Origin of the sequence: Corallococcus sp. AB018 (genome assembly GCF_003986945.1) — a bacterium.
GTDB classification, from domain to species: Bacteria; Myxococcota; Myxococcia; order Myxococcales; family Myxococcaceae; genus Corallococcus; species Corallococcus exiguus.
In genome coordinates this window covers 14,134-27,290 of the sequence record NZ_RAWR01000029.1, presented here as the reverse complement: position 1 = coordinate 27,290, position 13,157 = coordinate 14,134, and the positions used below count along the sequence as shown (strand labels likewise).

12 protein-coding genes are annotated in these 13,157 nt (G+C 69.3%); 5 read left to right on the top strand and 7 right to left on the bottom strand.

Annotation, left to right across the window (positions count from 1 at the left end; all coding sequences use genetic code 11):
- Positions 1 to 17: 17 nt before the first annotated feature.
- Both D7Y11_RS08875 and D7Y11_RS08870 read left to right on the top strand, forming a co-directional pair.
- The gene (locus D7Y11_RS08875) at positions 18 to 353 is read left to right on the top strand and encodes a hypothetical protein (RefSeq protein WP_120575299.1); all 336 of its coding nucleotides are present in this window, start codon (positions 18 to 20) and stop codon (positions 351 to 353) included.
- 82 nt (positions 354 to 435) lie between these two features.
- Entirely contained in the window at positions 436 to 681 is a 246-nt protein-coding gene (locus D7Y11_RS08870; RefSeq protein WP_120575298.1) for a hypothetical protein, read from the top strand.
- 60 nt (positions 682 to 741) lie between these two features.
- Here the strand turns inward: D7Y11_RS08870 and D7Y11_RS08865 are convergent, their stop codons facing one another.
- The 3 genes from D7Y11_RS08865 to aceB all read right to left on the bottom strand — a co-directional run bounded on the left by D7Y11_RS08865 (position 742) and on the right by aceB (position 4,341).
- Positions 742 to 1,155: a hypothetical protein gene (locus tag D7Y11_RS08865; protein ID WP_120575297.1), complete on the bottom strand. Its 414-nt coding sequence runs from the start codon at positions 1,153 to 1,155 to the stop codon at positions 742 to 744.
- Between the two features lie 213 nt (positions 1,156 to 1,368).
- On the bottom strand, positions 1,369 to 2,655 hold the full coding sequence (aceA, locus tag D7Y11_RS08860; protein ID WP_120575296.1) for an isocitrate lyase: 1,287 nt from the start codon (positions 2,653 to 2,655) through the stop codon (positions 1,369 to 1,371).
- A gap of 63 nt (positions 2,656 to 2,718) precedes the next feature.
- Positions 2,719 to 4,341, bottom strand: coding sequence for a malate synthase A (aceB, locus tag D7Y11_RS08855; protein ID WP_126933477.1), 1,623 nt, complete (start codon positions 4,339 to 4,341; stop codon positions 2,719 to 2,721).
- A 275-nt stretch (positions 4,342 to 4,616) separates the two neighbouring features.
- Here aceB and D7Y11_RS08850 point away from each other — a divergent pair, with 275 nt between their 5' ends.
- A complete protein-coding gene (locus tag D7Y11_RS08850; protein WP_120575294.1) occupies positions 4,617 to 4,976 on the top strand; it encodes a PspC domain-containing protein in 360 nt (119 codons plus the stop codon).
- 31 nt (positions 4,977 to 5,007) lie between these two features.
- Here the strand turns inward: D7Y11_RS08850 and D7Y11_RS08845 are convergent, their stop codons facing one another.
- Both D7Y11_RS08845 and D7Y11_RS08840 read right to left on the bottom strand, forming a co-directional pair.
- Complete coding sequence (locus D7Y11_RS08845) at positions 5,008 to 6,915, bottom strand: methyl-accepting chemotaxis protein (protein ID WP_126933476.1); 1,908 nt, start codon at positions 6,913 to 6,915, stop codon at positions 5,008 to 5,010.
- A 37-nt stretch (positions 6,916 to 6,952) separates the two neighbouring features.
- Positions 6,953 to 7,504 (bottom strand): PDC sensor domain-containing protein, encoded by a 552-nt coding sequence (locus tag D7Y11_RS08840; RefSeq protein ID WP_126933475.1) that lies wholly within the window; start codon positions 7,502 to 7,504, stop codon positions 6,953 to 6,955.
- A 257-nt stretch (positions 7,505 to 7,761) separates the two neighbouring features.
- Here D7Y11_RS08840 and D7Y11_RS08835 point away from each other — a divergent pair, with 257 nt between their 5' ends.
- Complete coding sequence (locus D7Y11_RS08835) at positions 7,762 to 8,304, top strand: Uma2 family endonuclease (protein ID WP_233596714.1); 543 nt, start codon at positions 7,762 to 7,764, stop codon at positions 8,302 to 8,304.
- A 4-nt stretch (positions 8,305 to 8,308) separates the two neighbouring features.
- On the opposite strand, the gene D7Y11_RS08830 is transcribed toward D7Y11_RS08835, so the two are convergent.
- Positions 8,309 to 8,788 carry an MOSC domain-containing protein gene (locus D7Y11_RS08830; protein WP_233607243.1) on the bottom strand — a complete coding sequence of 160 codons (480 nt, stop codon included), beginning with the start codon at positions 8,786 to 8,788 and terminating at the stop codon, positions 8,309 to 8,311.
- Between the two features lie 99 nt (positions 8,789 to 8,887).
- On the opposite strand from D7Y11_RS08830, the gene fumC reads away from it, so the two are divergent.
- Positions 8,888 to 10,285 carry a class II fumarate hydratase gene (gene fumC, locus D7Y11_RS08825; RefSeq protein WP_120575290.1) on the top strand — a complete coding sequence of 466 codons (1,398 nt, stop codon included), beginning with the start codon at positions 8,888 to 8,890 and terminating at the stop codon, positions 10,283 to 10,285.
- Between the two features lie 10 nt (positions 10,286 to 10,295).
- Here the strand turns inward: fumC and D7Y11_RS08820 are convergent, their stop codons facing one another.
- Positions 10,296 to 13,031 (bottom strand): hypothetical protein, encoded by a 2,736-nt coding sequence (locus D7Y11_RS08820; protein ID WP_126933474.1) that lies wholly within the window; start codon positions 13,029 to 13,031, stop codon positions 10,296 to 10,298.
- Positions 13,032 to 13,157: the final 126 nt, after the last annotated feature.

The following is a 13,157-nucleotide window of genomic DNA, read 5'->3' as shown; positions in this document are numbered from 1 at the left end:
CTACACTGCCCTCCGCGATGGCTGAACAGACGCCCTATTGGCTCCTCATCTCCGTGCTCTTCAGCTCCCAGCCCCTCACCCCGGCGCTGGCCATGACGCTGCACGAGGCCGCCTTCGAGCTGTACACGCGCGGCGAGGGTTCGCGAGAGGTGGCCGGCGATCTGCTCTCCGGCCGCGTGAACAACCTGCGCAAGGACGTGTCCCTGGGCGGCATCGCCGGGCCCGCCTTCGAGGCCGAAATCGAGACCGAGCGCGGCTCCGGCGTCGTCCGCTTCGTCCTCACCCGCCAGGGCCTGGAGATGATGAAGGCCCAGCCGCCCTCCGCGCCCGCGAAGCCGAAGTACCTCAACTGAGGAAGGGGAGGCCTGTCCGCCCGGCCGCTCCCGGTACGGCGCTTCCGTCACCACCTTGAGGACTCAAGGGAGGAATGACGGCATGGACCCCAAGGACGAATACCTCAAGAAGAGCGCCGGCATCCCGCTGGACCCCAGCAAGCAGAAGGACCCGGAGGAGCACGGCGACCGGGTGCCCGCCGAAGGCCGCGCCGAGGAGCTCAACGACGTCACCGGGCAGAACGGCGGGCAGCGCTCCGACGTGGATCAGCCCTGGAACGACACGAAGAACCGGCACGACGGCATCCGCGACCAGTACAGCGACGACAGCGACAAGAAAAAGCCCTGAGGTCTCCCCCAGGGCTCACGTGAAGCAGATGCTGTGAAGGACGGCCTTGGAACGCGGGGACTACTCGCGGTCCAGGGTCAGCTTCATTCCGCCCATGTGCAGGATGGACTGGGACATGGACACCGCGGACATGACGGCCAGGTCCTCGATGGCCTGCATCTCCTCGCTCTTGGGCTCCGCACCCGTCTGCGAGGCCGCGGCCTGCTGCTGCTGCTGGGTCTGATTGCCCGTGACGTTCACCGGCGTGGAGGTGGCGCCCGCGGTGTAGGCGTTCATCAGCCCGCCGTGCGGCGTGGCCCCCATCTGCGCCAGCGCCGTCGACACCACCGAACCGCCCGTCAGCTGCGCGCCCATCTTCGGCTGCGCGGCCGCACCCGACATCAGCGAGCCGAAGCGGCTGCCCGACACGGAGGAGGCGGTGTTCGTCGCGGTCGGCTGCACCCGAGGACCGGAGAGAGACGTGATGCGGTTCATGGCGGCTCCCGTCAAAAGGCCCCGGTCTGCGCGGCGCACCCGAAGGCGTGCCTGTGGGGCTTCAAGTTCGTTCCCTGCATTATCGCCCCAGCCCCGGGGAAGTTGCCTCTTTCGCCTCGCGAACGCCGAAGGCCGCGGAATCCCAGGGAATTTTCCCTGGAACGCCACGGCCTTCAGTGCCTTTTCAGGGCGTCCGAGCCTGATCCGCCAGGCCTAGAACTGGTGGGCCTCGGTGGACTCGTGCAGGGCCAGGGTGCTGGCGCTGCCGCCGGAAATCACCTCGGCGACCTGGTCGAAGTAGCCGGTGCCCACCTCGCGCTGGTGGCGCGTGGCGGTGTAGCCGTTCTTCTCCGCGCCGAACTCCGACTGCTGCATCTCGCTGTAGGCCGCCATGCCGCGGTCCTTGTACTGACGGGCCAGCTCGTACATGGAGAAGTTCAGCGCGTGGAAGCCCGCCAGGGTGACGAACTGGAACTTGTAGCCCATGGCGCCCAGCTCCCGCTGGAACTTCGCGATGGTGCTGTCGTCCAGGTTCTTCTTCCAGTTGAAGGACGGCGAGCAGTTGTACGCGAGCATCTTGTTGGGGAACTTCTTGTGGATGCCCTCGGCGAAGGCCTTGGCCTGCGCCAGGTCCGGGGTGCTGGTCTCGCACCACACCAGGTCCGCGTACGGCGCGTAGGCCAGGCCGCGCGCGATGGCGCACTCCAGGCCGCCCTTGATGCGGTAGAAGCCCTCGGCCGTGCGGCCCGCCGCCTTGTCGATGAAGGCGTGGTCGTACTCGTCCGCGTCGCTCATCAGGAGCTTGGCGCTGTCCGCGTCCGTGCGGGCGACGAGCAGCGTGGACACGCCCATCACGTCCGCCGCCAGGCGCGCCGCGGTCAGCGTGCGCACGAAGTGGCTGGTGGGCACCAGCACCTTGCCGCCCATGTGGCCGCACTTCTTCTCGCTGGCCAGCTGGTCCTCGAAGTGCACGCCCGCGGCGCCCGCTTCGATCATCCCCTTCATCAGCTCATAGGCGTTGAGCGGACCGCCGAAGCCGGCCTCCGCGTCCGCGATGATGGGCGCGAACCAGTTGCGGTCCTTGCGGCCTTCCGCGTGGTCGATCTGGTCCGCGCGGCGCAGGGCGTTGTTGATCTTCTTCACCACGGAGGGGACGGAGTCCACCGGGTAGAGGCTCTGGTCCGGGTACATCTGGCCCGCAGAGTTCGCGTCCGCGGCGACCTGCCAGCCGGACAGGTAGATGGCCTTGAGGCCCGCGCGCACCATCTGCACCGCCTGGTTGCCGGTGAGGGCGCCGAGCGCGTTGATGTACTCGTCCGTGTGGAGCAGCTCCCAGAGGCGGCGGGCGCCCATCTCCGCCAGCGTGTGGCTCACGCGGATGGAGCCGCGCAGCTTCTCCACGTCCTTGTCCGTGTAGGTGCGCTTGATTCCCTCGAAGCGCTGCGCGTGGAGCTTCGCGTGAGGGGAGGCATCGGAAGTGGTCTGCGTCGCGTCGTACATGCCAGGACTCCTCGGGCTACAGTGAAGGGTTGAAAAGACTTCGGTGCTGCGTTTGGAAAAGCGTCAGGACCGCGGGTCGAGGGCCTCGTAGGCCGGCAGCGTGAGGAAGTCCTCGAAGGCGGGCGCGGTGGACAGCTGCTCGAAGAGGGCGCGGGACTTCTCCATGTGCGCCTGGCCGTAGCGCTCGGTGGCGCCCTCGCGGTCCATGCGCGCCATCTCCTCCGCGAGCAGCTTGCCGAACAGCTCCGGCGTCACCTGGCGGCCGTCCTCCAGCGTGGCCTCGTGGTGGATCCACTGCCACACCTGGGCGCGGGAGATTTCCGCCGTGGCCGCGTCCTCCATCAGGTTGTAGAGCGGCACGCAGCCCAGGCCGCCCAGCCACGCGGCGGTGTACTGGATGCCCACGCGGATGTTGTGGCGCAGGCCTTCCTCCGTGCGCGTGCCGGAGGGCAGCTTGAGCAGGTCCGCTTCGGTGATGCGCACGTCCTCGCGCTTGTTGGCCACCTGGTTGGGGCCCTGCATCTGCGCGTCGAAGATCTCCTTCGCCAACGGGACGAGACCGGGGTGCGCGACCCAGGTGCCGTCGTGGCCGTTCTTCGCCTCACGCAGCTTGTCCGCGCGGACCTTGGCCATCACCGCGTCGTTGGCGGCGGCGTCTCCCTTGATGGGGATGAAGGCGGCCATGCCGCCCATGGCGTGCGCACCCCGGCGGTGACAGGTCTGGATGAGCAGCTGCGAGTAGGCGTTGAGGAAGCCCTTGTCCATGGTCACCTGCCCGCGGTCGGGCAGCACCACGGACGCGTCCGACTGGAGCGTCTTGATGAAGCTGAAGATGTAGTCCCAGCGGCCGCAGTTGAGGCCGGCCGAGTGCTCGCGCAGCTCGTAGAGGATTTCGTCCATCTCGAACGCGGCGGGCAGCGTCTCGATGAGGACCGTGGCCTTGATGGTGCCGCGCGGGATGTCCAGCTCGCTCTGGGCCAGGTGGAACACGTCGTTCCACAGCCGGGCCTCCAGGTGGCTCTGCATCTTGGGCAGGTAGAAGTAGGGGCCCGTGCCGCGCTTCAGCTGCTCGCGCGCGTTGTGGAAGAAGAACAGGCCGAAGTCGAAGAGCGAGCCGGAGATGGGCTTGCCGTCGATGCGCACGTGGCGCTCCGGCAGGTGCCAGCCGCGCGGGCGCACGAACAGCACGGCGTGCTTCTCATTCAGCGCGTAGTGCTTCCCGTTCTCCGCGGAGAAGGAGATGGACTTGCGCACGGCGTCGCGCAGGTTCAGCTGGCCGCGCACCACGTTGTCCCAGGTGGGGCTGTTGGCGTCCTCGAAGTCCGCCATGAAGACGCTGGCGCCGGAGTTGAGCGCGTTGATGATCATCTTGCGGTCCACCGGACCGGTGATTTCCACGCGCCGGTCCTGCAGGTCCGCGGGCACCGGGGACACGGTCCAGTCGCCCTTGCGGATGTCCGCCGTCTCCGGGAGGAAGTGTGGGCGCTCGCCCTTGCGCCAGTCCTGCGCCACCTTCTTGCGCCGCTCCAGCAGTGCTTCCCGCCGTTCACCGAAAGTGCGGACCAGCTTCGCCACGAAGGCCATGGCCTCCTGCGTCAGCACCTCCGCGTAATCCGGGTGCCAGGGGCCCTCCACGGTCACGCCGGGGCCGAAGGCCGGGGGATTCTGGGAGGTGCGCGCGTCCATGTCGGCTCCTGACGAGATGCGTTGTAAAAGAGGTCCAACGGGCTGAAAGATGTCCCTGCCGTCTAGGGAAGGGAAGCCTTGGTGAATTAGAAGCTGCTTGCCTGTAAGGCTGTCAACATCGCCTGGATTAAATTTGTAAATCCACTGACGCAGCCGGCCAGAACCCCCCGGAATCACGACATCGGAGGGGCGGGTGCAATCACGGGCGGTGGGTTCCGTAGGTAGGTATGGGACCCCCATCGTGCCAAGCGGGGGCCTGACTGGGAGGTCACCTCATGGACGTCACGACACGCTGCAGGGCCTGTTCGAAGGAGCTGTCCGGGGAGGCGCAGCGCTGCCCGCACTGCCGTGCGCGCACGGTGCCCATGCACCGGGGCGAGGGGCGGGCGCTGCTGGGCGTCTGCGCGTCGCTGGCGCGCGAGCTGGGCGTGGACGTTTCGCTGGTGCGGGTGGCGTTCGTGCTGATGCTGTTCGCGTCCGCGGGGATGAGCGCCGCGCTCTACCTGCTGCTCTGGGCGTTCATCCCGGCGAAGGCGTTTGGCCGGGCCCCGCTGCAGGGGACGCTGGACTGGGTGTCCAAGGTCGCGAACACGCCGGTGGACGACGACACGCCCCGCTGGGAGAAGCGCGTCTGACGTGGCTGCCGTGCCCTGGCGCGTTTCGCTGCTAGACGCGCCAGACGCCGGCCACGGACTCCATGCGCTCGGCCACGCCGCGCAGGGCGTGCGTCATGCGCTGGGTGCCGTGCATGGCCTGGAGGGTGTCGTCCATCATCCGGGACAGGTCCGTGACGGCGGCGAAAATCTGCGCGATGCCGGCGTTCTGCTGGATGACGGCGGCGGCGATCTGCTGGGCCGCGGACGCGTTGTCCTGGATGATGTCCGTCAGCGCACGCAGGCTCTGACCGCTCTCGCGCACCTGGGCCAGGCCCGCCTCGGAGCGGCGCTGGCCCTCTTCTGACAGCGCCACGGTGTCGTGGATGCCGCCGCGGATGGCGTCCAGGATGTCGCGCACCCGGCCGGTGGCCTGGATGGACTGGTCCGCGAGGCTGCGGATTTCGCGCGCCACCACGCCAAAGCCCTTGCCGTGCTCGCCGGAGCGCGACGCTTCGATGGCCGCGTTGAGGGCGAGCATGTTGGACTGGTCCGCCAGGTCCTTCACCGTCTGGGTGATGCCGCCAATCTGGCGCGTGCGCTCGTTGAGGGAGGAGATGCCTTCCGCCAGGCGCGCGCCGTGGTCGCGCAGCTGTTCGAAGCCGTCCAGGCTGGCGCCGAGCGCCGTCTGTCCGGCGCCGCCGGCTTCACGCGCCCGCGCCACCAGCGCGAGCACGGCCTGCGAGCGCTCCGCGGCCAGCTGCGAGGTCTGTTGAATCTCCTTCGCGGTGACCTGCGTCTCGTGGATGGCGGTGCCCTGCCGGGTGAGGTTGCGCTCCTGCTGCTCGGTGGCTTCGGTGAGCTCGCTCACCGTCTGCCCCAGGACGCGGGTGGCCTGCTGGAGGCTGGTGGTGGACTCGTGCAGGTGGTCCATCATCCGGGAGAAGGCGGAGGCCAGCTCGCCCACTTCGTCCTGGTGGCCGTGGGCTTCCACCTTCTGGGTGAGGTCGCCCTCGCGCACCACGCGGGACACCAGCGCGCTCAATGTGGCGATGGGCCGCGTCACCCCTCGCGCCAGGGCCCAGGCGGCCAGGACGGCCACCCCCAGGAGCGCGCTCCCCGCGAGCAGGCTGAGTTGCAGGAAGCGCCGCAGGGGCAGGAAGGCCTCGTCCGACTCCATCGCCGCCACGAAGCGCCAGTCCTGGCCGGCGGCGAAGCGCTGGGTGGTGCCGTTGTGGACCTCGGCCCGCACGGGGTTCATGAGGTTCGGCGTGCCTTCCGCGCGGGCGCTGAAGAGGCTGGCGCCGTCCGGGGCGAGGACCTCCAGGGTGAAGCTCTTCTGGCCCCGGTCCTGGGCCCGCTGGAGCGCACCCTCGACCACCTTCTCCACCTGGCCCCAGTCATACGCGGCCAGGAGCACGCCCACCCGCGTGCCGGAGATGGGGCTGAGCACGGGCAGGGCCAGGGGCATCACGGGACGGTCGAGGAAGGGGTCCTTCTTCGTGAGGGCGCCCGTGAGGACGGCGGGGTCCAGCCGGTCCTCCAGCGCGGTCTGGAACCAGGGCGCGGCGCGCACCTCCTGTTCGCGGCCGGCGAAGGCCTGGAGCAGCTCCGGCCGGCTCACGGAGACGGCGCGCCCGTCGGGGGTGAACAGCACCAGTCCGGCGAAGCTGGTGTGCCGGCTGTTCAGCGAGGCGAGCACCGCGTCGCTCTTGGCGTAGGTGTCGAAGAGGAGCGCGCCGCGCACGATGGCGTCCTCGGTCCACGCGCGGGCGTTCGCTTCGCGCTCGTGCAGCGAGGCTTCGATGAGGTCCTGCAGGCCGTCCGCTTCCACCTGGAGGACGCCGTGCACCTGCTGCTCCAGGTTGCGCCGGATGGTGTGGACGCCAGCACCGACGGCGGGGACGAGAGCCGCGACGAGCAGCAGGCAGATCCACAGCGTGAGGCGGCCCCGCAACTTCAATCCGGACAGCAGTCGCATGCAGGAGAATCCAGGTTGGGAACGGGACCGGTCGGTGTCACAGGTCGAGCAGGGACAGGCCCACGGTGAGCGCGCCGATGACCTGGGCGCCATCGCGGACGGGGAGGGACACCTGGATGACGTAGGCCTGGGTGGACTCGTCGAAGAAGGGGGCTTCCCTCAGCGCGGGGCCGCCGCGGCCCTGGGCGTAGGTGAGGCGCCACTTGGCCTCGTCGCCCTGCCAGTAGTCGGACGTGCGCCGGCTGGCGCAGACGAGCGCGCCTTGATCATCCATGGCGAAGGCCTCCGCCATCGCCGGGCCCAGGCGCTCCCGCAGGCGGCGGAGCGCGCCCGTGCAGGGGCCGTCCAGCACGCGCTGCTTGTGGGGCGTGAGGCCCGGGGTCGCCATCCATTCCGCGTCCAGCTGCTGGATGGTGGCAAGCGGCGTGCGGTGAGCGTTCTGGGCGCGGAGGGCGCGCACCACTTCCGGGTCCTCCGCCAGACGCCGCAGGTGGGGCATCACGCCATCCACCTTCTGGAGCTGCGCGACGCCGTCCGGAGGCAGGTGCCCCCAGGCTGCCAGCGCCAAACCCAGCCAATGAATGGACATGCAGGCATCCCCAGGAGCCGTGAGAACGATTGAGAAAAGTGTGTCACGGACTCAATGGCGCCGTCACCCCGGGTATGTGTGAATTTTTTAATTCAAACTAAGCTTGTTTTCATCGGGTTCAGGGCAGGCAGCACTGCACGGGCCTGTCTTCCTGCCTCCCCGTTCAGGTGTGGGTCGGCCCTGGCTTGAGGATGTCAGGGGTAGGGGGCATCCTTGCGCGCATGGGCGATGGAAACGGGAGTGGGAAGGGGAAGTCGGTGTCGTACGCCGTCCTGGAGGACGTGCCGCCGACGAAGGTGGGGGAGATCATCGAAGGCGAGCTGGTCGTCAGTCCCAGGCCGGCGTCTCCCCACGCGAGGGCGGCGACGAAGCTCGGAGGGTGGCTGGATGGGCCGTTCGACGAGGGCAGCAATGGGCCCGGTGGATGGGTCATCCTGTATGAACCGGAGCTGCGCTTCGCGGGAACGGGGGATGCGCTGGTGCCAGACCTCGCGGGATGGCGCCGCGAGCGGATGCCTCGCATTCCAAACACGCCTGTCTTCTCCCTGGCTCCTGATTGGATTGGCGAGGTGTTGTCACCGTCCACCTACCGGTGGGACCGGGGTCCGAAGATGCGCGTCTATGCACGCGCGGGCGTGGAGTGGCTGTGGTTCATCGACCCGCTGGCGATGGGGTTGGAGATCCACCGCCTCCAGGACGGGCAGTGGCGCCTGCACGGGGTGCATCTGGGCAGTGGAACCGTGAATGCCGTTCCCTTCGACGCGGTGCCCTTGAATCTGGGCCGACTCTGGAGCCGGTGATGGCTCAGGGCAGCTTCGGCCGGATGATGCGCGGGGCGTCCGGGTTCACGTCCAGCAAGCGCACGGTGTCGCCTTCATGCACGGTGCCTGCCTTCAGCACCCGAGCGAGCTGACCCCTGCGGCCCCAGCTGTCCTTCAGCAATCCGGGGCGCAGGGCGTCCAGCTTCCAGCAGGGCACGCAGGGCTCGGTCAGCTCCACCACGACTTCGGCTCCCAGCGCCAGGCGCTGTCCTGGTGGCAGCGCGTCCAGGGGCAGCCCTTCCACCAGCACGTTCTCCTTGAGCGCGCCTTCGGGCACGTCCAGCGCCGCGCGCTGCGCTTCGTCCAGGAGCAGGAGCTGACGCTTGTGGCCCACCGCCCTGCGCTGGTGGCGGTCGCCCTCGAAGCCGTGCTGCTCCACGGCCCGCGCCTCCGGGACGCGGCGCATGGGCGTGCCTCGCTCCTGGGCCAGGAAGAGGGCTCGGATGGTGCCCGCGGTGCTCACGAAGTGACACTCATGCCAGGGTCGTCACTCTGCCCTGCCGTGACGGTCCGGCGGTGTTAATCGCGCGGGACATCGTTCCTTTTGCGCGGAGGCCGCACCGTGAGCACGAAGAATGTTCGCATCGAGAAGGACACCTTTGGTCCCATCGAAGTCCCTGCCGACCGGCTCTGGGGCGCGCAGACCCAGCGCAGCCGCCAGAACTTCGCCATCTCTTCCGAGCGCATGCCGACGGCGCTCGTGCACGCGCTGGTGCTGGTGAAGAAGGCCGCCGCGCTCGTGAACCAGGAGAACGGCTCCCTCTCCAAGGAGAAGGCCCAGTCCATCGTGAAGGCCGCGGATGAAGTGCTCGCCGGCCAGCACGACGAGGAGTTCCCCCTGTTGGTGTGGCAGACGGGCAGCGGCACCCAGACGAACATGAACTGCAACGAGGTGCTGGCCAACCGCGCCTCGGAGCTCTTGGGCGGCGAGCGCGGTGAGGGCCGCAAGGTCCACGCCAACGACGACGTCAACAAGGGCCAGAGCTCCAACGACGTGTTCCCCACCGCGATGAACGTGGCCGCCGTGGAGGCCGTGGTGAAGCACGTGCTGCCGGAGTTGGTCGCCCTGCGCGACGTGCTCGCCCAGAAGTCCCAGGCGTTCCAGTCCATCGTGAAGATTGGCCGCACGCACCTGCAGGACGCGACCCCGCTCACCCTGGGCCAGGAGTTCAGCGGCTACGTGGCGCAGCTGGACCGCGCGAAGGGCCACATCGAGTCCGCGCTGCCGCACATGCTGGAGCTGGCCCTGGGCGGCACCGCCGTGGGCACCGGCCTCAACGCGCCCCCGGGCTACGCCGAGCGCGTGGCGGCGGAAATCGCGAAGCTCACCGGCCACGCCTTCGTCACCGCGCCCAACAAGTTCGAGGCGCTGGCCGCCAACGACGCGCTGGTGCAGGGACACGGCGCGCTCAAGGGCCTGGCGGCGGTGCTGTTCAAGGTGGCCAATGACATCCGCTGGCTGTCTTCGGGGCCACGCTCGGGCATTGGGGAAATCAACATCCCGGAGAACGAGCCGGGCAGCTCCATCATGCCGGGCAAGGTGAACCCCACGCAGAGCGAGGCGCTCACCATGCTGTCCGCCCAGGTGATGGGCAACGACGTGGCCATCTCCCTGGGCGGCGCGTCCGGCAACTTCGAGCTCAACGTCTTCAAGCCGCTCATCATCCAGAACTTCCTGCAGAGCTGCCGCCTGCTCGCGGACGGCATGCGCAGCTTCCGCCTGAACTGCGCGGTGGGCATCGAGCCCAACCTCCCGCGCCTCCAGGAGAACCTCCAGCGCAGCCTGATGCTCGTCACCGCGCTCAACCCGCACATCGGCTACGACAACGCGGCGAAGATCGCCAAGACGGCCCACAAGCAGGGCAAGACGCTGAAGGAGGTGGCGGTGGAGCTGGGGCTCGTCACCGCCGAGCAGTTCGACCAGTGGGTCCGGCCGGAGAAGATGACCGGCAACCTCTAGGCCCTTCGCCTCACGGCATGGGCAGGGCCCACAGCTCCCGGCCTTCGGTGGGCGTCCAGGCCGGGAAGTAGACGCGGTCCCCGGAGGGCACCATGGGCCAACCGGGTGCGGAGGACAGGAGCCCCGGCGCGATGTCCGCGGCGCGCACCGTGCCCCCGGGCGTGCCGTCCGTCTTCCACAGCTCCAGGCCGGAGGTGCCGTCCGACGCGGCGAAGAGGAAGGGGCCTCCGGGCCTGCTCCGCACGAGCGGGCCCGGCGTGGCCACCGCGCTCATCCCCGCCCGCGCCTGCATCAGCAGCGTGGGGGCGCCTCCCGGCTCCGCGCGCCACAGGGCGTAGCCGTTCGTGGGGGTCGCGGCCCAGAAGAGCAGGTGGTCGTCCTGCACCGTCAGGTGGTTGGGCCTCAGGGGCGTGCCTTCCGGCCCGAACGTGCCCGTCATCGCGTTCATGACCTGTCCGTCCGTCCGGCACAGCTGGGGCACGCCCTGGCCGAAGCCGCAGGGGAAATAGAACGCGTCCCCCAGGGCCACGCCGGGATCCGCCGGGGTCGGCTGGGCGCCGGGCATGGCGCCCACGGGCACCGTGCCCTCGGGCGTGCCGTCGCTCTTCCAGAGCACCAGCGTCTCGCTGCCCTGCCCGGTCCAGAAGAAGAGGCGGTCACCCATGGCGGCACCTCCGAAGATGAGCGAAGTGAACTCCGGGGCCGTGAGCCGCACGGTGCCCGCTTCGGTGCCGTCGCTGGTCCACAGTTCCGCGCGACTCATGCTCGTGCTCACCGAGAAGAAGAGCCGCGAGCCCACGGGCATGAAGTTCGTCGCGAAGTAGGGCGCGAGGCCGGCCTTCAGCCGCACGGTGCCCGCCTCGGTGCCGTCCGTCTTCCACAGCTCGTCCGGGCTGCCACCGTCCTTCCCGGCGACCATGAAGTACGCCTGGCGTCCCACCTTGACGGGGTGGGAGGTGAACAGCAGCGGATCCGTCGCCGTGACCCAGCGGCCCAGCGAGGTCACGAGCCGCGTGGCGTTCCCGGACGCCGGGTCGTAGCTCCAGAGGGAGTAGGGCACCTGGAGCTCCGGAGACATGGCTGCGAACAGGAGCTGCCCGTTCACGACGGTGAGCATCTCCGGTGACAGCGGCACGTGGTTGAACTCGCCCGCGACGGGAGTCTTCGCCTGGACCGTTCCCGCCGCCGTGCCATCGCTCTTCCACAGCCGCCAGGTGTCCATCCGGGTGGGGTCGCGCTGGGTGAAGTACAGCGTGCCTCCCAGGTCCACCGCTTCCGTGGCTCCCTCCCAGGAATCCGCGGGCAGGGGAGATGGCGGCACGACCTGGGTCGCGGGGCCTGTCATGCCATTGTGCGTCCAGAGCCCGTCCTCCAGGCTGCTGAGATAGAGGACGCCTCGCGCCGGTATCTCCAGGCTCATGGGCACGGAGAGCGGCCCCGACACGGCCGTCGCCCCGGCGGTGGTCGCTCCCACGCGCCACAGCCGGAGCGACGTGTCCGCCTGAGTGGTGGCGAGGAAGAACAGGGCGTCCACGGTGGCGACCATCCGTCCCCCGGTGGGCTGCGGCGTCTGCTGTGCGCCGTCGTCCCAGACGTTCACGCGCGTCGTGTTCTCCTCGGCCCCGAGGGTGCGGAACAGGCGCGTCCCGACCTCCGTGCGCGCGGTGAAGTAGACGTAGAAGCCCTGGCGCGTGAACGTGGTGGGGTGGGAGCCCGCGGTGCCGGGGATCAGGTCGGCGATGAGGGCGGTGCCCTGCGTCGTGCCATCCGTCCGCCAGGGCTCGCTGCCGGTCAGCGGATCCTCTCCGCTGAAGAACGCCATGCCGTCCCGCACGAAGAAGCTGTCCTGGTCGCGGTCCGGGGCGATGTCCGCGAACGGGACGGTGCCCTCCTCCGTTCCGTCCGAGTGCCAGAGGACCCTCCTGCCAAGGCCTCCCAGGGCCTGCGCCCAGAAGATCACCTGGCCGCCCAGCGTCGTGAGCCGCCGGGGAGTCTCTACGTTCCCATAGGGGGGCAGGAGCGCCAGCCGCCGCGTCCCCTCCATCGTTCCGTCCGCCCTCACCAGCTGCCAGCCCCCAACGGAGGTCCGGGCGGTGACCAGCACCGCGTTGCCCAACGTCGCGGCGCTCGAGTCCTTCAGGGAGAGGCGGGCGTCGGGTGGTAGCGCCACCTTCCGGCTGCCCCCGGGCGTGCCGTCGCTGAACCAGAGCGACGCCGCGTCCTCGCCGGAGTCCGTGAAGTCCGGCGCAGACAGGTAGACGCCGCCGCTCGCGGTGACGAGGAAGCCCGGGCGGTGGGGCAGCGCCAGCAACAGGGTGGTGCTCTCAGAGGTTCCCCGGGTGCGGAACAGCGCGAAGGTGTCCGCGCCTCGGGGAATCACGGTGTCGGAGGCGTAGGTCGTCCGGGCCACGAAGTAGATGCTGCCGTCGTCCGCCCTCGTGAAGGTGTCTGGCTCGGAGCCCGGGAGTCCGGGCAGCAGGTCCACCATCATCGCGGTCCCCTGCGCGGAGCCGTCCGTCGTCCAGAGCTCGCGGCCGTGGACGCCGTCGTCCTGGGTGAACAGGAGGGTGGTGCCCAGGTCCATCAGGTCGCGGGGCGCGCTCGTCCTCTTTCCAGGACGGTCGCCCGTCTGTCCATCCCAGACGGGGTACGCGTCCCGCGGGCCTTCCGGCGTGCTCTTCCCGCCGCAGGCCATCCCCAGGGCCAGTACTCCCGCCAGCAACAGCTTCACGGACTTCAACGTCATGCATCCCCCTCTGTGCTGGGCCTGGAGTGTCCGGTCCAGCGTGGCGGGGGCAATCCCTATCAAATCCGCCGGAGCGTTTGACAGACACACTCCGGCGAATCGGTAGGCTTTCTCCGACTCCTCCGG